Annotated in this window: 23 protein-coding genes; 8 read left to right on the forward strand and 15 right to left on the reverse strand. The window is 52.4% G+C overall.

Going from position 1 to position 20643, the window contains the following annotated elements; translation table 11 throughout:
• The first annotated feature begins 86 nt into the window (after positions 1 to 86).
• The gene (locus F1381_RS03605) at positions 87 to 1469 is read left to right on the forward strand and encodes an amino acid permease (RefSeq protein WP_151733457.1); all 1383 of its coding nucleotides are present in this window, start codon (positions 87 to 89) and stop codon (positions 1467 to 1469) included.
• Between the two features lie 60 nt (positions 1470 to 1529).
• Here the strand turns inward: F1381_RS03605 and F1381_RS03610 are convergent, their stop codons facing one another.
• The 4 genes from F1381_RS03610 to F1381_RS03625 are packed head-to-tail and all read right to left on the reverse strand — an operon-like array spanning position 1530 to position 5491.
• Positions 1530 to 2333: an ABC transporter ATP-binding protein gene (locus tag F1381_RS03610; protein WP_151733458.1), complete on the reverse strand. Its 804-nt coding sequence runs from the start codon at positions 2331 to 2333 to the stop codon at positions 1530 to 1532.
• The gene (locus tag F1381_RS03615; RefSeq protein ID WP_151733459.1) at positions 2333 to 3364 is read right to left on the reverse strand and encodes a FecCD family ABC transporter permease; all 1032 of its coding nucleotides are present in this window, start codon (positions 3362 to 3364) and stop codon (positions 2333 to 2335) included. The genes F1381_RS03610 and F1381_RS03615 overlap by 1 nt, the downstream gene beginning before the upstream one ends.
• Positions 3361 to 4401 (reverse strand): FecCD family ABC transporter permease, encoded by a 1041-nt coding sequence (locus F1381_RS03620; protein WP_151733460.1) that lies wholly within the window; start codon positions 4399 to 4401, stop codon positions 3361 to 3363. Before F1381_RS03620 ends, F1381_RS03615 begins: the two co-directional genes overlap by 4 nt.
• Positions 4394 to 5491 (reverse strand): iron-siderophore ABC transporter substrate-binding protein, encoded by a 1098-nt coding sequence (locus F1381_RS03625; protein WP_151733461.1) that lies wholly within the window; start codon positions 5489 to 5491, stop codon positions 4394 to 4396. The genes F1381_RS03620 and F1381_RS03625 overlap by 8 nt, the downstream gene beginning before the upstream one ends.
• Before the next feature lie 259 nt (positions 5492 to 5750).
• On the opposite strand from F1381_RS03625, the gene F1381_RS03630 reads away from it, so the two are divergent.
• Entirely contained in the window at positions 5751 to 6476 is a 726-nt protein-coding gene (locus F1381_RS03630; RefSeq protein ID WP_151733462.1) for a 3-ketoacyl-ACP reductase, read from the forward strand.
• An 82-nt stretch (positions 6477 to 6558) separates the two neighbouring features.
• Here F1381_RS03630 and F1381_RS03635 read toward each other — a convergent pair whose 3' ends face one another.
• Together F1381_RS03635 and F1381_RS03640 are read right to left on the reverse strand one after the other, a co-directional pair.
• The gene (locus F1381_RS03635) at positions 6559 to 6789 is read right to left on the reverse strand and encodes a hypothetical protein (RefSeq protein WP_246187896.1); all 231 of its coding nucleotides are present in this window, start codon (positions 6787 to 6789) and stop codon (positions 6559 to 6561) included.
• On the reverse strand, positions 6741 to 7073 hold the full coding sequence (locus F1381_RS03640) for a sigma-70 family RNA polymerase sigma factor (protein WP_151733463.1): 333 nt from the start codon (positions 7071 to 7073) through the stop codon (positions 6741 to 6743). The genes F1381_RS03635 and F1381_RS03640 overlap by 49 nt, the downstream gene beginning before the upstream one ends.
• A gap of 185 nt (positions 7074 to 7258) precedes the next feature.
• Between F1381_RS03640 and F1381_RS03645 the strand changes: the two genes are divergently transcribed.
• Together F1381_RS03645 and F1381_RS03650 are read left to right on the forward strand one after the other, a co-directional pair.
• Positions 7259 to 7498, forward strand: a complete 240-nt coding sequence (locus F1381_RS03645; RefSeq protein ID WP_151733464.1) for a hypothetical protein — start codon at positions 7259 to 7261, stop codon at positions 7496 to 7498.
• A gap of 202 nt (positions 7499 to 7700) precedes the next feature.
• On the forward strand, positions 7701 to 8540 hold the full coding sequence (locus F1381_RS03650) for a protein tolB (protein ID WP_151733465.1): 840 nt from the start codon (positions 7701 to 7703) through the stop codon (positions 8538 to 8540).
• Between the two features lie 61 nt (positions 8541 to 8601).
• On the opposite strand, the gene F1381_RS03655 is transcribed toward F1381_RS03650, so the two are convergent.
• The 4 genes from F1381_RS03655 to F1381_RS03670 form a co-directional block, all read right to left on the reverse strand.
• Positions 8602 to 9066, reverse strand: a complete 465-nt coding sequence (locus tag F1381_RS03655; protein ID WP_151733466.1) for a L,D-transpeptidase — start codon at positions 9064 to 9066, stop codon at positions 8602 to 8604.
• A gap of 361 nt (positions 9067 to 9427) precedes the next feature.
• Positions 9428 to 9874: a hypothetical protein gene (locus F1381_RS03660; RefSeq protein WP_151733467.1), complete on the reverse strand. Its 447-nt coding sequence runs from the start codon at positions 9872 to 9874 to the stop codon at positions 9428 to 9430.
• Positions 9875 to 10051: 177 nt separating this feature from the next.
• A complete protein-coding gene (locus F1381_RS03665) occupies positions 10052 to 10396 on the reverse strand; it encodes a hypothetical protein (RefSeq protein WP_151733468.1) in 345 nt (114 codons plus the stop codon).
• 134 nt (positions 10397 to 10530) lie between these two features.
• Positions 10531 to 11577: a chymotrypsin family serine protease gene (locus F1381_RS03670; protein WP_151733469.1), complete on the reverse strand. Its 1047-nt coding sequence runs from the start codon at positions 11575 to 11577 to the stop codon at positions 10531 to 10533.
• Between the two features lie 216 nt (positions 11578 to 11793).
• On the opposite strand from F1381_RS03670, the gene F1381_RS03675 reads away from it, so the two are divergent.
• A complete protein-coding gene (locus F1381_RS03675; protein ID WP_151733470.1) occupies positions 11794 to 12120 on the forward strand; it encodes a phosphotransferase-like protein in 327 nt (108 codons plus the stop codon).
• Positions 12121 to 12695: 575 nt separating this feature from the next.
• Here the strand turns inward: F1381_RS03675 and F1381_RS03680 are convergent.
• On the reverse strand, positions 12696 to 14180 hold the full coding sequence (locus F1381_RS03680) for an Lsa family ABC-F type ribosomal protection protein (RefSeq protein WP_151733471.1): 1485 nt from the start codon (positions 14178 to 14180) through the stop codon (positions 12696 to 12698).
• 507 nt (positions 14181 to 14687) lie between these two features.
• On the opposite strand from F1381_RS03680, the gene F1381_RS03685 reads away from it, so the two are divergent.
• The 3 genes from F1381_RS03685 (at position 14688) to F1381_RS03695 (ending at position 18217) form a co-directional block, all read left to right on the forward strand.
• Complete coding sequence (locus tag F1381_RS03685; protein WP_151733852.1) at positions 14688 to 15401, forward strand: ABC transporter ATP-binding protein; 714 nt, start codon at positions 14688 to 14690, stop codon at positions 15399 to 15401.
• Complete coding sequence (locus F1381_RS03690) at positions 15394 to 16998, forward strand: putative ABC transporter permease subunit (protein WP_151733472.1); 1605 nt, start codon at positions 15394 to 15396, stop codon at positions 16996 to 16998. Before F1381_RS03685 ends, F1381_RS03690 begins: the two co-directional genes overlap by 8 nt.
• A 115-nt stretch (positions 16999 to 17113) precedes the next feature.
• The gene (locus F1381_RS03695) at positions 17114 to 18217 is read left to right on the forward strand and encodes a WG repeat-containing protein (RefSeq protein WP_246187897.1); all 1104 of its coding nucleotides are present in this window, start codon (positions 17114 to 17116) and stop codon (positions 18215 to 18217) included.
• 89 nt (positions 18218 to 18306) lie between these two features.
• Here F1381_RS03695 and F1381_RS03700 read toward each other — a convergent pair whose 3' ends face one another.
• From F1381_RS03700 to hxlB, 4 genes are all read right to left on the reverse strand, one after another.
• On the reverse strand, positions 18307 to 18741 hold the full coding sequence (locus tag F1381_RS03700) for a hypothetical protein (protein ID WP_151733473.1): 435 nt from the start codon (positions 18739 to 18741) through the stop codon (positions 18307 to 18309).
• 132 nt (positions 18742 to 18873) lie between these two features.
• Positions 18874 to 19269, reverse strand: a complete 396-nt coding sequence (locus F1381_RS28100) for a type 2 periplasmic-binding domain-containing protein (RefSeq protein WP_187355178.1) — start codon at positions 19267 to 19269, stop codon at positions 18874 to 18876.
• Positions 19266 to 19574 (reverse strand): hypothetical protein, encoded by a 309-nt coding sequence (locus tag F1381_RS28105; RefSeq protein ID WP_187355179.1) that lies wholly within the window; start codon positions 19572 to 19574, stop codon positions 19266 to 19268. Before F1381_RS28105 ends, F1381_RS28100 begins: the two co-directional genes overlap by 4 nt.
• A gap of 511 nt (positions 19575 to 20085) precedes the next feature.
• A complete protein-coding gene (gene hxlB / locus F1381_RS03710) occupies positions 20086 to 20637 on the reverse strand; it encodes a 6-phospho-3-hexuloisomerase (RefSeq protein ID WP_246187898.1) in 552 nt (183 codons plus the stop codon).
• Positions 20638 to 20643 lie beyond the last annotated feature (6 nt).

Raw genomic sequence — 20643 nt, forward strand, 5'->3', positions numbered from 1 at the left:
TTCTTTCGTACCGGGAGATTGGATGATATCCAGTCTCTTTTTTTTATGTTCTTCAAGGCAGTGCACACATTAAGGGGGAAGAAAGCATGGCACAGACAGAGTTAAAGAGAGAGCTCGCCAACCGGCATGTTCAGCTGATCGCGATTGGCGGCACCATCGGCACGGGATTGTTCCTCGGTTCGGGAAAAGCGATTGAGAAGGCGGGGCCTTCCATCATGATCACTTATTTAATTGTGGGGATCGCTGTTTTCTTCGTCATGCGGGCTTTGGGGGAGCTGCTGCTCTCCAAGGCGGGCTATCAGTCGTTCACGGATATTGCCGAGGATTATCTGGGGCCAAGAGCGGCGTTCGTTACCGGCTGGACTTACTGGTTCTGCTGGATTATGACGGCGATGGCCGATGTCATTGCGGTCGGCGTCTATGTGCAGTATTGGTTCGATATTCCGCAGTGGGTGCCGGCTGTCATCTGTCTGATTGTTTTGCTGGCGCTTAATTTAATGACCGTCAAGAACTTCGGGGAATTGGAATTCTGGTTCGCGCTGATCAAGGTCGTGACCATTCTCGCGTTGATTGGGCTAGGCATTGTCCTGCTGGTGATGGGCTTCAAGACGGATGCCGGGTCGGTAACGGTCCGCAATCTGTGGCAGCACGGGGGGATATTTCCGAATGGGGTTACCGGCTTCCTGTTCTCGTTCCAGATGGTTGTCTTCGCCTATGTCGGCGTGGAGTTGGTAGGGGTATCGGCGGCGGAAACGGCGGACCCGGAGAAAAATATCCCTTCCGCGATCAACAAAATCCCGCTGCGGATTCTGTTCTTCTATGTCGGAGCGCTCTTTGTACTGCTGTGTATTAATCCTTGGACGCAGCTCAGCCCGGCGGAAAGCCCGTTTGTGCGCACCTTTACGCTGGTCGGTATTCCCGTCGCCGCGGGAATTATTAACTTCGTCGTCCTGACCTCGGCTGCATCGGCCTGCAACAGCGGCATGTTCTCGACGAGCCGGATTCTCTATAACCTGAGCCGCAAGGATCAGGCGGCGGCGCAGTTCGGCAAGCTGAACAAGAATCACGTTCCGGCCAACTCGCTGTTCGTATCGACGCTGGTCATCTCGGCAGGTGCGCTTCTGAGTAAGCTGATTCCGGGTCAGGCGTTTGAGATTGTCACCACCATCAGCGCCATCTGCTTCATTTGGGTATGGGGCGTTGTCCTGATCAGCCATATCAAGTATAAAAAGACCCGTGCCGATCTGCACGCAGCCTCCAGGTTCAAAGCGCCGTTCACGCCGTTTATCAATTACGCGGTGCTGGCCTTGTTCGCGGCCATTCTCATCATCATGCTGATCTCCGGCGAGACGCGTCCGGCTGTACTGTGTACGCCGATCTGGTTCATTCTGCTGTATGCGCTGTATGCCATCCGGACCCGGAAGCCGAAGAACGTCCAGGAGGCCCCGGTAATCGAAACAAGAGTATAGACAGCGACAATAAAAGGAGGCCATCCCGCTTGGGGAGGCCTCCTTTATTTAAACTTAAAATCAGACGTTTACGTGATACCGGCCTCTTGGCACGACCATCGGTGAGCCGGCAACCGGGTCCGGGATGACCGAGCAGTCCAGCCCGAAGATGTCTTTGACCAGTGTGGCTGTAACCACCTCTGCCGGTGTACCCTCGGCGACCAGCCGGCCGTTATGGAGCGCAAAGATATGGTCGGCATACCGGGCCGACAGGTTGATATCATGCAGCACCATGACGATCGTTGTGCCGTGCTTGCGGTTCAAATCGGTGAGCAGATCGAGAATTTCCACCTGATAGGTGATATCGAGGAAGGTCGTCGGCTCGTCGAGAAACAGAATATCCGTCTGCTGCGCCAGGGCCATGGCAATCCAGACGCGCTGGCGCTGGCCGCCGGAGAGCTCGTCAATGTTGTGGTTGGCGAACTGGGTAATGTTCATGATCTCCATCGCTTCAGCCACGGCTTCATAGTCCTTCTTGGACCAGCCGCCGAGCAGGGACTGGTGCGGGAAGCGGCCCCGTCCCACCAGATCGGCCACCGAGATGCCCTCCGGTACTATCGGCGACTGCGGCAGCAGTCCGACAACCCGGGCCAGCTGCTTCGGCGGAATCTTGCTGATCGGCTTCCCGTCGAGTGTGATGGCTCCGGAGACAGGCTTGAGCAGCCGGGCCATCGTCTTCAGGAGCGTGGACTTCCCGCAGCCGTTGGAGCCGATGATGACGCTGATTTTGTTGCTGGGGATGACCAGGCTTATGTCTTGAATGACCGGCTTGTTATCATACCCCGCCACCAGTTGTTCCGCTTGAAAAAGATGTGTAGCCGTCATTATAATTCTCCCTTTCGATTCATCCGGATCAGCAGATAGATCAGATACGGTGCCCCGAGCAATCCGGTAATGACCCCCACAGGGAATCTGTACTCAAAAGCGAACTGTCCGATCAGATCGGACGCCAGCACCAGGTTCACGCCGACCAGGCCTGCCGGAATGACATTCGAGAACCCGGCCCCGGCCAGTCTCTTGGCGATCGGCCCCGCCAGGAAGGAGACGAAGGCGATGGGACCGGTAATTGCAGTAGCAATGGCAATCATGATGACAGAGCTGACAATCAGCGCGATCCGGGTCTTGTCTGCATGTACCCCGAGCGAGGTAGCCGCTTGTTCCCCCAGCTCCAGGATGCCCAGATGCTTGCCCATTACAACGACGACTGGCGTTAGAATCAGTACGGCAATGACCAGGGGCGGAAGCTCCTTCAGATGGGAGCCGTTCAGGCTGCCCGACAGCCAGCGCATGGCAGCGGGAACATCCTGCTCCGCGCTGACCAGCAGCAGATAAGAGATCACAGCGTCAAGCATGGCCTGAATCCCGATGCCGACCAGGATCAGCCGTCCGATGGAGAAGGACCGGCCCCGCGACAGGAAATAAATCAGGGTGACGGTAGCCAGGCCGGCAACGACCGAAGCAACGGACACCATCGCGCCCGAGGCATGCAGCATGGTGATACAGAAGACGGCTGCCGCGCTGGAGCCGGAGGTGATGCCGATGACATTCGGGTTCGCCAGCGGATTGCGCAGCATCGTCTGGAAGATGTAGCCGGCCACCCCGAAGGCGAAGCCGGCGAACAGACCGGCCAGCATCCGCGGCAGACGGATCGTATTTACGGCAAAGGATACACCCTTGAGCTGTTCTCCCGACAGCGCCCGGATGACATCCTTCAGCGGATAAATGGTGTTGCCCAGCAGCAGCATGGCGACGCACAGTGCGCATGCCAGCACGGCCAGGGTTATGGTAACAAGGAGCCAGCGCCGCTGACGTTGCCGCCGGCCTGTCATAATCATTTCAATAGGTTGATTTGTCATAAGGACCGCACTTTCGATCTAATGGCTACGATGATTAGGATGGGAGCTCCTATGAATGCTGTAACTACACCGACCTCAAGCTCGCCGGGGCGGCCGATCAGCCTGCCGCCCACATCGGCCAAGGTGAGAATGACGGCGCCGGAGAGCGCCGACATCGGAATCACGAACCGCAGGTCCGGTCCGAGCAGCAGGCGGATGACATGGGTCGCCAGCAGCCCGATGAAGCCGATGGGCCCGGCCAGGGCCGTGGTTGCGCCGCAGAGCAGCACGCCGGCGAGCGCGGCAATCAGCCGCAGTGTTCCGGTGCGCACGCCAAGGCCCGTGGCCACATCGTCGCCCAGCGCCAGCGCATTCAGCGCCGGAGCGCAGATAAAGCCGACCAATAGTCCGAGGGCCAGAAACGGCAGGAACGTCGAAATGCTGCCCCAGCTTCCCGCGCCGACACTGCCCACCTGCCAGAACCGGAACTGGTCCATGACATAGGAGCGCGGAATCAGAATCGCGGTAACCAGGGAAGAAAGGGCGGCGCTGGTGGCGGCCCCCGCCAGGACAAGCTTAATGGGGGTGGCTCCGCCGCGTCCCATGGAGCCTATGCCGAACACGAATAATGCTGTTAAGGCGGCTCCCGCCAGAGCGAGCCAAATATATTGGCTGGCTGAGCTTACATTCAGGAAGGCGATGCCGCATACCACAAACAGGGATGCGCCGGTATTCACTCCGAGTATGCTTGGATCGGCAATCGGATTGCGGGTGACGGACTGCATCAGCGCGCCGGACACGCCCAGCGCCGCGCCGCAGCATAAGCTGAATACCGTCCGGGAGATCCGCTTGCGGACGACATTCGCTCCGAAGGACTCCGCATCCGGATGAAAGAGCCCGTCCATCAATTCCTTGAAGCTTATTGTCCGTGCGCCAAAGACCAGAGAGGCAACTATGCATAAACCCAACAAAACCGCGCCAATCACCAGTATTCTGGTGAAATGGCGCGGGATATGCAGGGCCGGGCGTTTCGTCCCGGAGCCTGTAGTGCTACTCATTGATCTTGTCAGCAGCTCCGCCGATCAATGCCAGGTATTCATCGATGGTGTAAGCGATGGACAGCGGATTCGGTGTTCCGGCTGCAACCAGCGGAGTGTCACTGTCGATGAAGGCTACGGAGCCTCTTTCAATGGCCGGGATTTTGCCCAGCAGGGAGTCGGCCTGGAGTGCTTTCAGCAGTTCGTCATTGCCATAGCCGACGATGATATCCGCATCGTAAAGCGCTTCAACATTCTCGGCGCTCAGATTCAGCGAGTAGCTGGTCGGATCGGTAATCTGGCTGGTGATGCTTTCCGGATATTCCATGCCCAGCTCGTACAGGAACGAGACGCGGGAATCGATTGGCGTATAGATATGCAGCTGGGACAGATCTTCGGCTGAGAAGTTAACCCATACGACCTTCTTGCCGGCAATTTGCGGATATTGGCTCAGCTTCTCCTTAACCATATCCTCGGTATCCTTGATCAGCTGTTCACCTTCGGCTTTCATGCCCATGCCTTCGGCATTCAGCAGCACCTGTTCACGCCAGGTGGTTGTCCAAGGGGATGTCGGATAAGCTACAACCGGAGCGATCTCGCTCAGGGTGTCGTAATCTTCCTGTGTGATCCCGGAGTAAGCGGCCAGAATGACATCTGGATCGGCATCGGAAATGGCTTCGAAATCAAGGCCGTCGGTGTCCTGGAACACGTTCGGATCGGTTACGCCCAGCTCGTCGAGCTTCTCTTTGGTCCAAGGCAGCAATCCGCTGTCGTCCTGAACACCGAAGTTCGCAGCCGAGAAGCCTACAGGCACAACGCCCAGCGCAAGCGCAATGTCATGGTTCGCCCATTGAATGGTGACGACACGTTCCGGCTTGCTCTCAATGACAGCTTCGCCCAGGGCGCTCTTGATCGTGATCGGGTATTGTACAGCGTCTGCAGCAGGCGCTTCCGTAGCGGCTGGTGCCGTAGTGGCTGCAGCGCTTGCTGACGGTTCAGGAGATGCGGCATTGTTCGAAGCGGTGTTGTTGTTGCCGCAGCCAACCAGCGCCAGTGTAAGTGCAAAGGGAACAAGCAATGTCTTGAAAGTAAACTTTCGTGCAGTATTCATGTGTGTGACCCCATCCTTTATGTAGTGTTTTTGTTGTCATCTCAATTGATAAGAAATTCTCGATAATGATTCTCATTATCGTAAAATATATAGGCTATTGGACGGGGTGTCAATAAAAAAGTGGTAATTAAATTTGCGAGGATTGCCAAATAAGGCGATTTTCTGAATGTCAAGATCGAGCGGGGCATTTCGCTCCGCCTGTCCGGACATAGTATAATGGAAGATGATTTGTATAGAAGAATGGAGAGGAGCCTGCTTAATGGCACAATCATTGCAAGGCAAAGTAGCAATTGTCACCGGAGCAGCAAGAGGAATCGGCAAGGCAACCGCAGTTGCGCTGGCGAAGGAAGGCGTACATGTGGGACTGCTGGCAAGAACGGAATCGGCACTGAAGGAGCTGGCTGCGGAGCTTGAAGGCTATGGTGTGAAGACGGCTTATGCCACTGCCGATATCGCCTCCAAAGAGCAAGTGGACGCTGCGGTTGAGACGCTCAAGAACGAGCTGGGCGCAGCGGATATTCTCATTAATAATGCGGGGATCGCCACCTTCGGTACGGTGCTGGAGATGGACCCGGAAGAATGGAAGGGCATGATCGACGTTAACGTTATGGGGACCTACTATGTTACCCGTGCCGTCCTGCCGCAATTAATTGAGAAGAATGCCGGAGATATCATCAATATCTCCTCGACCAACGGACTGAGCGGCGCAGCCACCTCCAGCGCCTACAGCGCCTCCAAATTTGCGGTGATCGGCTTCACCGAATCGCTGGCCCAGGAAGTGCGCCGCAACAACATTCGCGTCTCGGCCCTGACGCCGAGCACGATCGCCACCGATCTGGCGCTCGACCTGAACCTGATCAAGGAGAACAACGACTCCAAGTTCGTGCAGCCGGAAGACCTGGCCGAGTTCATCATCGACCAGCTGAAGCTGAACCCGCGTGTCTATGTGAAGAACGCGAGCTTCATTGCGACGAATCCGTTCTAGGAAGCGGCGGATACGGGCGGTTAGACTGAAGGCCATCCCTTGCGGGATGGCCTTCTTCCGGTATGTCCACAGCACAGGAAGGTCAAGACCGGGAGGGGCGCTTCTTTTTCAAAAGCTCCAGGAGCTCTACCTTCATACCTTGGATAGCCTCTTCTTTGGGCATCCGCATATATTTGGATAAACGAATGATATCCTGTTCATACAAATCAAGCAGTTTTAAGGTAGCTGTTTCATCGTTTTGTTCCTGTACAAGAGACAACAGCTTTAGAAATTCATCTTCTGATATAATTCCCCGATCATCTTCTTTTTCCATTTGCTCACCGCCTGCTGACTTATTTGGAGTTCACGTGCAACTTGTGTTTCCGTTTTATCGTTTACATAAATCTCATGAATCACTCTCTTTCCCAGTTCAGAGGTTAGCTCATTTATATATTGTTGCATGACTATTTTGTTTTCGGATTGTTCTGAGAAGGAAGGCTCCATTAATTCTGGGCCAGCTACGATTGGAACCTCACGTTTAAAATCTCTCTTGGTACGATACTGCATCCGCCAAGCGATCCTGTATAGCTCATGCCGATAATACTCAATGGTGTACATCTGAAATTCATCTCCTTATTTCTTGTGCCTTTATATTAATGTAGGAAGTTTATGTATTTGTTTTACAACCATTAGGGGAACACTAGTTCTCATTATTAATACAATACCACAATAAATGGTTTATTTTCAGTGAATAGTGTAAGAATTATCTTTTTACTTCCTATTATTACAAGGGGGTGAAAACGATGAATGCAGATGAGCTCATTTCTTTGTTTACGAATGTCGGTTTTCCGGTAGCCATTTGTTTTGTCTTGCTTCGGTATCTAATGGAAACAATGGGGGATAAGCTGGATAAGTTAGATAACTCACTGAACCGGCTGTCGAAGGTCATTCGCGAAATGGATTCGAAGAGTAGAGTGAAGCATGAAGAAGTGGAGAGGTCCGGGGCAACCCATAAAGAGAAAGAGAATAAAACTTGCTCATAATCCAACAAAAAACTTCAGGAACTAAGTATTCTTGAAGTTTTTTTGCATCCCTGTTTATAAAAATTTTCAATTATGGTGGAACTTATTCCAATAATGAGCGTCTAAATAAGAAAATAAAAAGGATAATAATGCCATAAATGGCACTGTGGGCAGCCGATGGTTTGAACATTAGCTGCAGTCCTGAGAGGATGGGAAGCGAAGGATGAATAAAATCGCGAAAATATCCGTTATTTTATTTGCGTTAATCTCTATACTGGGTTGTAACAGTAACAATAGTTCCAATTTCACAGAGCCGGCTAATCAGAATAATGTAGCTCAGACTAACAGCGGAAGCGCTGATCCGCAAACGAAGCATTCATTTGACCCCTCGGTATATTCTGCTCCAGAAGGCCATCCGGCCATAGAGACCTCTGACAACCAGATCATTTGGAAAGAAGGGGATGTGGTGCTGACCGCCGCCGTTTCTAAAGCGGAAGGGCAACAAGCCGCCCAGGCCAATACCGTGATTAGCGCAATAACGGTTGAAAGCGGCAGCGGAAGTCATACTATTGAGCTTGAGAATAAACCCTTGGGCATTCAGTCGGTGAGCGTGTCCAATAATCAGGCAGCTGTTCATGTGAGAGATCACGAAAGATCGAGACTGGTTATACTAAATCTGGAAAGCGGAAAACAGACTGTAATTAACGACCTTACCAGCGATGAGGCTTTCCGTGAAAAGGTAGACAGTTACAACTGGTCCCCTGACGGGAATACAATTGCTCTGGGCATGGGTAACTTGGGTTCCAGTTACATCGCATTGTACAATACCGGGGATGACAGCCTTTCGAAGCTTTCCGAGCAGGATTATAGACTGATTACATCAGTAGTCTGGCATAAGGATGGCCAAGGTTTCGATTTCCTGAGTAAGACAGATGATGCCAATAACCCAACCATTCTATACCGCTACACCCTGAAGGATCATAAGGTTAGCCAAGTCATTACTAATCTTAAAGAAGAGGAACAAGCCGCCTTGATGGAACTATTACCGGCAAAGACAGAATAAATAGCAGACAACGGTAATAAGGGTGGGCCTGAGCCCACCCTTATTACCCGTTATCTCTTAATTAAACTTCACTAATCGTAACCTTTCCAACGCCTCCGCCGAGCGTCGAAAGAACATAAATCAGGCTGGCTTGGTCATTATTTGAAAGTCTTACGCAGCCATGTGTCGGACGCAGCGGATATGAAGTGGCACCTGCTACTGCGGGAGCACCGCCATGGATCCACAGGCCGGTACGGCCATTTTGCTTGGCGATTAGGGCATTGCCGCTGACAGGATCCATTTCAATATATTTCGAAGGACCAAAAGAATATTCGTTATCCGAAGTTTGGGGCATTGGACCGGAGATTTTTGCAGTGTATACACCGGTCGGCGTATGACCGTTGGGTTGAGACCAGCTCGTGTCATACTCGGAGCGGCCAAGAGCTTGTTTTGGACCAAATACTAAAGCGCCGCTATCGTTGTACATTTTCAGCGAACCCAATTGCTTACGATCTGCCTTCAAGTTAACCATAATATGATATCCCATGTGTAGAACCTCCATCTGGTTTTTGAAGGGTTAGCTGATGGAGTGGCAGGGTACAATCAATAACTCCATATCCTTGTACTCTGCATCAACTTCCTTCTATTTAATAGGGTGATGGAGGTGCGGGAATTACAACCTGGTTATCAGCTCATCAAGCAATGGGCGCAGATTTTGCATTCACTCTTGGTCAGCGGCACCTTGTGGCAGACGGAATGAGAAATACTATCCAATTTTGATGAAGATCATCAATAAAAATAGTAATTAATAGAAATCACAAGAAAATCAAGTAAGGGATACCGAGTGTTTGAATTAAAACTGGTCAGTGTATTGGGAAACTTCCCACACTCCGCTGTGCTTTTTCATTTTAAATGCTGACATGCCTATGTATTCTTTGCCTGTTGGTCGGGGATAATCGCTGCCTGCTTAGAATCACCCGATTGTGGTCCAGAAAAGACAATCCCGCCTCTTCTTTGATCCGGTTGTTCTGTATCCATTCTTTTATTTTGTCCATCATTTGCTTTTGTTCTGAGGTGTTGTATTGAAATGCGGGGATTACGGTCCCCAGTTCTTGCAAAATGCTTTCAGATTCACGCACATATTGGGGGAATAAATTTCTCAATCCAGTGGCTAGCTCCTCTGTACGCTCTGCCTCTGTCTTAATCACAGCATTTTCGCTTTTGAGTATTTCGACTTCGGTGGTTAAATGTTGTATGGTCGCCGCTTGGGAATTTAGATGGTAACCCGTTGCAGCTACCGCTATGACAGCAACCACAGCGCCAATAGCACTCCATTTGTATTTCTTCCACATCAAGTTTTCAACTCCCCTGTAAGTGAGCAATTGTAATCATCATAGTTCTTTCCGCTGTAAGTTCCTGAATGAGGGTTTTGCCAGTCAATCTCCATCTCCGCCGAAAATAGTCCAATCCGAACAAGCAAAAGGTACTGTCCGGTGTAAAAGGAACAGTACCTTTTCTTCCTGGCTTACCTGCTATCTAAGAGACTTGGTAATCAGAAAAGGAATGACCTCTCTCACAACACCCGTAGGGTTCTCGAGAATGATCACCCATTCCGTGTCGCTGAGCGGGAAGCTGTCTGTTGGCCAGGCAGAAGCGAATTCGGAAATAGTCCAGCCCCCGTTAATGACAGCTCTGCCTGATCCGGCGGATAAAATGAGTGTAAGAAAGCTTCTTGCTCCGATGGTTACAGGATTGAACTCAACACGGCGGAAACCATTTCCGAGGTTTTGCGTGGTACGCACATTACTTGCCCGCAATCTGACTCTTCTGCCTTTACGTTTGGCTTTGCTTCGCAGCGCCGAAGAATTCTTTGGCATGTGGTGCTCGCCTCCTTGTTCGTAGGATAATCTATCCTATGAATAAGGCAGACCAAGAGATTGTATGAATGTACGTAGTGATTCATCCCAAATTACTGTGCGGGTCAGGCAAATGCCGTTCTGCGAACCCCGGCTTATTTGGACTTTGCTTGGGATACCTTAAGCCTGGAGAGCTCCTTAGCGGTGAGGCGCTTGGTATAGGCAGCATTGTCTTTATGCGTATCGACTACCTTGACCCGGCCCGCACGCTGGCCGGCTGGACGTGCCACCCGGACCCGGAGTGCGCTTAATGCCCAATCGACGGGAAAGGAAACCGAAGTCTTTCCGTCCGCCGTTCCGGCATAATTGACAGCGGCAGCAAAATTATCCGAATTTCTCAGCCAGACTGAGCCCGAGTCACCGGGAAGGGATATGGGTGTACTACTCAGAATAATGGATTGATTAAGGAAGGTAAGCACGCCGACGTCTGCACCATAATCTACCTGCACATCTGTATTTACGGAATCTACTCTTCCTCTGGTAAAACCAGTTGTCCGCCCTACCTTTTTGAAGCGGTCGCCTACACGGTAAGAGGTGACATGGCCGGGAATCGTACCTATCGTAGCGTACTGCGGACTGACAATGCTGTTGCGGACCGGACGGGACAAGGCCGCATCAACGCGGTTGGAGCCGCTTGTAGACAGACGGATGAACTCCGACAGATGCCCTACACGGTCTCTTGGTGATCTGCCATCATCGGCTCCGCCGGGCTGCAGAGTTTCGGCGCGGTTGCGGGAGTTGATCGGGTTGGTAAGGACATGGTTATTGCTGAATATATACAGCTGACTGCCTCTGCTTACGATTAAGCCTGCGGTTCCTGATCCGCCTGCGGTACCGATACTGTAGCCTGCGATCACCGGGCGAATCCGGTCCCTGAAGCTTGCGTTGCTGCGGATTCGAGCGGTCTTCACTACCCGTATGGGGACATGTACAGTCTTGCCTTTGATTTGTGAGGAGAGCCTCCGGCCGAGGCCCAGCGCCGTGCTGCTGACTGCATTGGCGTAGAGGACTACGGCTGCCCCCTTCTTGGGATGTTTGGGATCATAGTACCCGACCCCGATTCCATGAATCTTCGGGTTCTTAAGTGTGGTTTTCGAAATGTTATTCTTGATCAGAAGAGCTTCAGCAAAAGTTGCCAATATTCATCACCTGGCCTCATTGGAATAAGATAGTATATTACCCATGCGCACAAAAGGAATGGGCTCTTATCCTTATATTTAGGTGATATCCCAAGAAACAGCGGAAGGGTTGTTAAACGAACAGGCAGGATTGTTCAACAACTTCACGAATACCTTAAAATGGATAAACTTTGTGAAATTCGTAAATACAGTGTTAGCTAAAAGATACTATTTTCAGCGATGGGAAACAACGTAATTGTAGATTCTGTTATAGGTAATGACAAATGGTTCAATACTTGTATTGAATTATTATCAGATCACCCGGTCATATTCGTAGTAGTTAAATGTTCAAAGGAGGAACTTGCCAGAAGAGAACAACTTAGAGGAGACAGGGAGATTGGTTTAGCAAGTTCACAATACGATAACGTCTATTGCTTTAAGGAATATGATCTGGAATTCAATACTGAACTAATGAGATCGGGTGAGTGTGCTAATGAGATAATAAATTTTATAAGATCTAATAATGAATACACTGCTTTTAAGAAGTTAATTAAGGGGAAAGTGTAAGTAGGTAGTTTAAAGAAGCCTATGTTGAGAGGTTCGTTGATATACTAGGTTTGCATCTATTTCTTTCTTTTGGACAATAAACCCATATGACAAAGAGGACTTGGACGGCCATATGTGGGCAATCAACTACATGAACATGGATGCAGTTCAAGGTTAAAGTGACCGTTTGCAACCGTTGAGGACGAGGTTTATATGATCGGCGATTTGATTTACCGCCGTCAAAGTTTACAGCAGGCTATTATTTATCGCAATTGAAGGGGATGCCTTTCGTTACTACCAGGGCAATACCCGGATGCTGAATGCCGGTGTGGATTATGCTCCGGTCCGGCTTCAGGAGCTTATAAACAATAATGAGAGTTGGGAGAGAATGACCTGACCAGTATTTATTACCTCGGTATCCTCCCCACATGCTTTCCGTGAACCCCCAGGGCCTCTCCGAGGCGGTCCACCCCATCATCTACAACCTCAGGCTCCGTGAGCATTCAATCCTCCTCCTTAATTTCCCGTGCTGTTCCTTGGCCTTAAGATAGCCCCTGCCTATTACTGTCCTTGTTCTTCCAACCTTCCGTTTAACCTCACCCCTCCAGCTCTACCACCTTATTCGCAATATTCCGGCAGAACTCGCTGTCGTGCTCCACGAACAGAATGTTGGGGGAGTGGGCCAGCAGCAGCTCTTCGATCTGCATGCGGGAGATCACGTCGATGAAGTTGAGCGGTTCGTCCCAGATATGCAGATGGGCGGGCTCGCTGAGGCTCTTCGCGATCAGGACCTTCTTCTTTTGGCCGCCGCTGAAGGAGGCGATGTCCTTCTCGAACTGCAGGCGCGAGAAGTCGAGCTTGCGCAGGATGGATTTGAACAGGCTCTCGTCAATGCCGCTGCTCCGGGCGTAATCCGTCAGGTTGCCTTGCAGATGCGAGGTGTCCTGGGAGACATAAGAGATACGCAACTGGCTGCCGATGCGAAGCGTGCCGGAGTAAGAAATGTCCTCGCCGCAGATCAGCTTCAGCAGGCTGGATTTGCCGGAGCCGTTCGGCCCGGAAAGGGCGATGCGGTCGCCTTGGTTAATGGTGAAGCTCACGCCCTGCGTGACGGTCCGCTCACCGTAATGGATGGACACGCCGTCCAGCTCGACCATCTGCTGTTTGTGGTAGGGGAGCTGCGAGATCTTCAGGCTTTCCGAGCTCTCGATGTTCTTCAGCAGCCCGGACTTCTCGTCGATGGCGGATTGCTGGCGCTGCTCAATGGATTTGGAGCGCTGCATCATCTTCGCGGCCTTGTGGCCGACGTAGCCCTTATCGAGCTTGGAGCCGGAGTTGCGGGTGCCGTTCTTCGACTTCTCGACCGCGTCCGACCAATTGCTCGTACGCTTGGCCGCTTCGGACAGCCGCTTGATATCCTTCTTCAAATGCTCGTTCTGGGCCAGCTCCAGATTGTCGCGCCGCTCCTTATTCTCCCACCAGTCGGAGAAGTTGCCTTTCTGAATCTCGATACTCGTCTTGTTGATCGACAGAATATGGTCGGCGCAGCGGTCGAGAAACGCCCGATCATGCGACACGAGGATGAAGCCGCGTTTCTGGCTCAGGTATTCGCTGACCAGACTCCGGGCATGGAGGTCCAGATGGTTGGTCGGCTCGTCAATCAGCAGGAAGCTGTTCTCCTTCAGGAACAATGCGGCCAGCAGCACCTTGGTCTGTTCGCCGTTCGACAGTGACGCAAACGGGCGGTACAGTACGTCTTCGTCGACCTTTAGGAGCGACAGCTCACGCTGGAGCCGCCAATACTCGTAGTCCGGGTAAATGTCGGCGATGATGTCGATGGTCATGTTCTCCTTGTTCTCCACGGGAAAAGGGAAATAATCGAAGCTTACGTCCGTGGCAATCGTCCCGCTGTATTCGTATTTGCCGAGCAGCAGGTTCATGAATGTGGTTTTGCCCCGGCCGTTGCGCCCGGTAAAGCCGAGCTTCCAATTGCTGTCGAGCTGAAAGCTGACGTTCTCGAAGATATTGTCATAGCTGCCGTCATAGGCGAAGGTCAGGTTGGTCACTTGAATCAATGACATAAAGCAATACACCTCCTGTATGCATAAAAAAATGAGCCGCAAGAAAGTTACCTTTCCCGCAGCTCATTCCCTACAGCAAACACGGACCTGTCGCAGGGCCGGTTAAGGGTAATTTCATGAGTGAGGAGAATAAAGTAACCTTCTTGCCGGGACGTATTAAAGAATCCGCGCAGCACAAATTGCCCGCTACATCCTTTAATCATCAGCAAGAAATCCTACATTATCCTCTTCAGCTCCTTCGCGTATAGTCAGCGCCAGTGTAACATACGGGGGAGGTGATTTCAACGTTTAGGACAATTACGGACAGGAATGCGGACCAGTTATATTTTCTCATGAACGGATCACCTCGGGCTTCCCCCTAAATATACCAAACCCCTTCCTGCAAAAAAGCTTTGCCCGGGGATGAACGATCTTCGGCAGCTAGCCGTATTATCTACATGATTCGGGAGACGGGCAGGGATGCCCGCTGCTGTGAAGTATCGAAAGGGCGTGAGCGGGATGAAGGAAATCCTCAGCATCAAACATTACTCCAAGAGCTATAAGGGAGGCAAAAGGGCGGTAGACGACATCAATCTGACAGTCGAGCAGGGGGACATTTACGGCTTCATCGGGCATAACGGGGCCGGGAAGACGACAACGATCCGGGCTGTGGTAGGGGTGCTGGATTTTGAAGAGGGCGATATTTATATTGACGGCATCTCCATTAAGAAAGACCCAGTAGCCTGTAAAAAGGTCACCGCCTACATTCCCGACAATCCGGATCTGTATGACCATCTGACCGGCATTCAGTATCTCAATTTCATTGCCGATCTCTTCGGCGTCTCGAAAGAGGACCGTGAGGCCCGGATCCGGAAGTACGGCGACGCTTTCCAGATTACGGCCAGCTTCGGAGACCTGATCTCCTCCTACTCCCATGGCATGAAGCAGAAGCTCGCGATCATCTCCGCGCTGATCCATCAGCCGAAGCTGCTGGTGCTGGATGAGCCGTTTGTGGGACTGGACCCGCAGGCGGCCCATACGCTGAAGACGGTGATGGGCGAGCTGTGCCGGAGCGGGAGCGCGATTTTCTTTTCTACCCATGTGCTGGATGTGGCTGAGAAGCTGTGCAATAAAATCGCGATAATTAAAGGGGGCAAGCTCGTCACCCACGGCAGAACCGAAGAGGTTACGGGCGACAACAGTCTTGAAGAAGTATTCCTGGAGCTGATCAAGCATGATTAATATCTGGAGATTGACCCGTGTTCAGCTGCTGTCCTCCTTTGGCCTCAATAAAGCCTTGCACACGCGGGACCGGAAGGAGCGGAACAATCTGCTGCTCCTGGGCGCAGCAATTCTGCTCTGCGTGGTGATGCTGGCGGCGTTCTCCTTCGGCTACAGCTATATGCTGGCGCAGACGCTGGAATCGATAGGCCGGGTGGACCTGCTGCTCGCCCTGATGATGGCTGTCACCTCGTTGATCGGATTCTTCACAACGGTGTACAAGGCCGGCGGCGTGTTATTCGGCTTCAAGGACTATGACCTGGTGATGTCGCTGCCGGTCAAGACCAGTACAGTGGTAGCGAGCAGGGTGCTGCAGCTGTATTCGCTGAATGTATTTTTTACACTCTTGGTGATGGTTCCGGCGGGCGCGGTCTACGCCATATACGTGAATCCGGGCTTCCTGTATTATCCGCTCTTTCTGCTTACGCTGCTGTGCATTCCGCTGGTGCCGATCATTGCGGCAACGATCATCGGTGCGCTGATCAGCTGGATCGCTTCGCGGTTCAGAGGGAGCCGGACGGTTCAGCTTGTGCTGACCATTGCTTTTGTCATTGCACTGATGGCCGGTTCCTTCAGCATCAATAAGCAGGAACAGGTGCAGGTGCTGGCCGATCTGGGGGCAGAGCTGGCCGAATCAGTGTTCAGGCTGTATCCGCTGGCGTCCATGTATGTGGGGGCTGTCTGTTCGTATAAAGCGGGCTCGCTGCTGCTATTTGTCGGCATTTCGCTGCTGGCCTTCCTGCTGTTTACCTATGTGCTCGGCAGCAGGTTCAAAGCGATTCATACGGGGCTGACCACATCCCGGGCAAGCCGGAATTACCGCATGAAATCCCTGAAGACTTCGACGCCGCTGCGGGCCTTGTACCGCAAGGAGCTGCGCCGGTATTTCAGCTCTTCAGTTTACGTTATGAACACGGGTATAGGAATGATTATGCTGCTGGTGATGGCGGTAGCGCTGCTGTTCGTCAGTGCAGATCAGCTGGGGGAGCTGGTTGAGGTTCCGCAGCTTGCCGATTATCTGAACACACTGGCGCCGCTGGTCGTTTCGGTCTTCGTCACATTAAGCTGCACTACCTCCAGTTCCATTTCCATTGAAGGGAAGAATCTGTGGATTCTTCAAAGCTCGCCTGTCCCCGCACACACCATCCTGCTTAGCAAAATCGCGGTGAATCTCACCGTCACCTTGCCGGTCCTGGTTATCAGCTGGGGGCTGCTGAGCCTATCGCTGCGTACCGGATGGGTGGAGAGCCTGCTGCTGCTGGTGATTCCGGCCATCTATGCCTGCTATTCCGCCATGCTGGGCGTGCTGGTCAATCTCAAGCTGCCCAACCTGGAGTGGACCAGTGAGGTGACGGCGATTAAGCAGAGCGCGGCGGTCATTGTAGCCATGCTGATCGGCTTTATCAGTCTGGCTGTGCCGTTTGCGGCGGCGCTGCTGCTGCCGGGAGTGGACGGCAATTTGCTTCTGGCAGCCATTGGGCTGGTGCTGCTGGCCGTGTGCGGCGGGATGTATAGAACGTTACAGACCCGGGGGGAGCGGATGTTTCGGGGGCTGTGATGGCCAGGGTCCTTTACTCCATTTATTTCTTTGGATTATTTGGATATTTTGGCAACTTATCGATATTCCTCGCGTCTAACTTCTTGTGAAAACCTTACAAGTAGGAGATGATGAAGTGAAGATCTTGAAGTCATTGTTAATCGCCCTGATTCCGGCACTGGCTATTTCGGCAACAAGCATGGCTGCGGCTGCACCCAAGATCCAAATCACGCAGAAGCCTTTGGATTATCAGGTGGTCCGCCCCAGCAGCGACGGGGAATTTCATGATGGCCTGCTGTATGCCCTGCTGTCGGACGGCAGCTACACTTATTATAATGTGAACGGGCAGCCGGCCTTTCAGATTCCGGACTACCTTGTGCCTGATAGCGATTTCTATGAGCAAAGAGCGATCGTTAAGGATAAGCGCACCAATCTTTACGGTTACATGAATACATTGGGGCAACTGGCCGTTCCGTGCATCTACAGTTGGGTCGGCTATTTCTCCGATGGTGTGGCTACCGTGAAGAAGGCAAACACACAGGAGGTACTCCTGATCGACCGGTTTGGCAAGACCGTATCTGAACTGAATTTACCGGCGGGAATCAGTACAGAGCTTAGCTTTTCCGAGGGGCTGGCCGTATCCTATGATCTGAAGAAAGGAACCATCGGATATGTCGATCGTTCGGGAAGAACAGTCATTTCCTATCGTTATACGGATGCAAGAGATTTCCATGATGGCTTGGCGCTCACGAGAAACAGTAAAGACCTATACGGCTATATCAATGCTGAAGGAAATACGGTCATACCGCATATTTATAAATCGGGGGGCTACTTCTCCGGTGGACTGGTTGCGGTGCAGAACAGTAAAGGGAAATGGGGGTTCGTAAATAAGCAAGGAAAGACCGTGATCCCCTTCCAATATTACGGCGCAGGTAATTTCAGCGAGGGCTTGGCCCACGTGAGCAATGCGAAGGGACAGATTGGTTTTATCAACACCTCAGGTAAACTGGTCATTCCCTATGGTCCTTACACCAGAGCTTCTGCCTTTAAGGAAGGGGCGGTGCTCGTGGGAATCGGGACCAATTCCTCCGGGAAGTTCGGTTACATGGACCGCTCCGGCAAACTGCTGACCAAATTGGAGTACACTGTGGAGTCTTCCGATTTCTATCAGGGTACGGCGGTTGCGCTCAAACTGTCGGGCGTCGCTGTAAAGCTGACTAAGCAAGCTGCAGCCCAATGAACAGGCATAGCCCTTCCGCTCCCATGGGGACCGGAAGGGCTATATTGATTATTTCCAAGTGATTCGGGAAATGATTAATCCTTACTTACTTAATCGTGTGTGTAGAACTTCACTTCCGGAAGCTCTTCCGCTGGCCAGGAGTAGTTGATGGTTTTGCTGTTGAAGTTCGATCTGCCGGCCTGGGCTACCAGTACTTCCTTAAGCGTAGTGATTGAAGAGCCTTTGGGTCTAACCACTACAATATGGCCGTTGCCGGAAGCAGCCCGGAGGGCGACGGTCGGGTATCCGAGATTTGCCCGCTTCTGTGCGTCGAGGAAAGTAACCGAGTACCAGCCCGGAGTACCGTTTCCATACAGTGCGTTTGCAATATCATTGGCTTGACCCGTCGGCAGGGCGGCGCTCATTGCTTTCATTACAGCCTGCGCGAAGACGTTGCAGAAAGTTATGTTCCCATCCGGCAAATAATTGGATTCCACCTTAAATCCGTCAATGGTGCTTGAGTAAGCACTTGCTGTTCTAGCCATTCTAATTCCCCCTGAATTGATTATAGTGAGGGAGATGATGGAGGCGCTAAGCATGGGAATGGCTCCACATTCTATCATGTCAGCAGCATCGCCCTCTACTTATGTAGGAAATCCCGGAGGACAGATCACAATTCATTTCATAAAAAATGATTCATTCGCCTCCCGCAGCACCTCGGTCCCGCCGGCTGCCAGAAACTCCTGCACGAACTCGCCGAATTCTTCGAGCGGCCGCCCGTCGGTGATGAAGGCGATGTAGGCCTGGTCCCTTAGCTTGAGCAGCTCAGGCCCGTTCCTGACCAGGGAGGGCGTCGCCACCTCCAGGGCATTGTAGATGCCATCGCGGTCCAGCCCCAGGGTCGCCGCCCACTGCTCCCGGCGGCCGGTAGGCATGATCGGCGCTGTCATGCCGATCCCGGCGCCGATTGTATTCGTGTAGCTGAACATCTGGTCATAGAGAGGCAGCGTGACAATATCCTGCTTCGCCGCATCTGCCCACTCCCAGTGTGTGCCCTGAATGCCGTTCTTCATGGACGCATCGGTGTCCGGATCGGGGTTGGCGCTGACATAGTCGAGTATCTGCAGCCGTAGGCATCCCTGATGCCGTTGCCGTCCGGGTCCCCGTCCGCAAAGGCATAAATCACCTTCTCGAAATCAGCCAGTGTATCCGGTAGGGCCAGCCCCAGCTTGTCCAGCCAATCCTGCCGGTAGACCACCGGGACGTGATAGACGTTGGTGGGGTTGACGACGGGGATACCGTAAATTCGGCCGCCGATCCTGCGTCTGTCTGACCCGGAACAAATCCGGGACCGCGCGCCCCCTGGAGATGCGGGCAAAGCCCGGGAGCTCTATCAGAAGCTCTTGAATCCCCGCAGTTAACAATCGACCAGGCTGTAGGGATGGCAGCCGCAGCAGGAGTATCTGCTGCAGTGCGAGTTTGGTATAGGATGAGGGAAAGGAAGGAAACATCGGCGAATTATCCGGAAGTTGAAGAGGATAATGAATGGTATGCCCAACTCTGCCGCTCACTGCAATTAAGTCGATAATCGCCCACTAATTTTGACTTTATTACCGATATCGGCAAGCTAATTCGATTATCGCCACCTAATTTGGACGATATCGGAACAATCATTAATTTTCACTCCTATTAAGTGGCGAATATCCAACTAAGCTTGGGTCATCCTCCATACAGATGAAATTAAGTGGCGATTTTCTAACTATAGTTCGCAAATAGTGGCTGCCCTTAAATTCAACTTGTATAAATCAAGAAATAACCCGAATAAGCGCAAAAGTGCATTTATCCGGGTTATTTCATGTATTTTACATGTATTTTATATGAAGAAAAATTTATTCCAGATTCGCATGCTTGCCATACATCGTGCCGGAGCTCTGGGCCTGCTCCTCCATCAGCCGCAGGATAACGGCATCCAGATAGAGCAGCAGTGTCTGCTCGAACAGGGAACCCATCGGCTGAACCGTAAGCTCCGTGCCCGATGCCTGATCCTTGGGCGCACCGGGCAGCGTCACGACGATATCGGCTGCGGAGCCGATCGTCGACTGCGGCTGAATCGTCAGCGCAGCGACGGTAGCCTTCAGCGCCTGCGCCTTCTCCAGCATTCCGGTCAGGGTGCGGGTCTCGCCCGAGCCGGAGCCGAGGAGGAGCAGATCGCCCTCGCCAATGCCGGGCGTAACGGTCTCGCCGACCACATGCGCCTGGAAGCCCAGATGCATCAACCGCATCGCGAACGCCTTCATCATCAGCCCGGAGCGTCCGGCTCCGGCCACGAAGACCTTGCCGGCGCCAAGGATCGCCTGCGTCAGCCGGTCATCCGCAGCCTCCGGCAGGAGTTCCGCAGCGCGTTCCAGCTCCTGCAGAATCTGCCCGAACTGTTGGCTCACTGGCCG

Source organism: Paenibacillus tengchongensis, from assembly GCF_008973665.1.
Classification (GTDB): domain Bacteria; phylum Bacillota; class Bacilli; order Paenibacillales; family Paenibacillaceae; genus Paenibacillus_AQ; species Paenibacillus_AQ tengchongensis.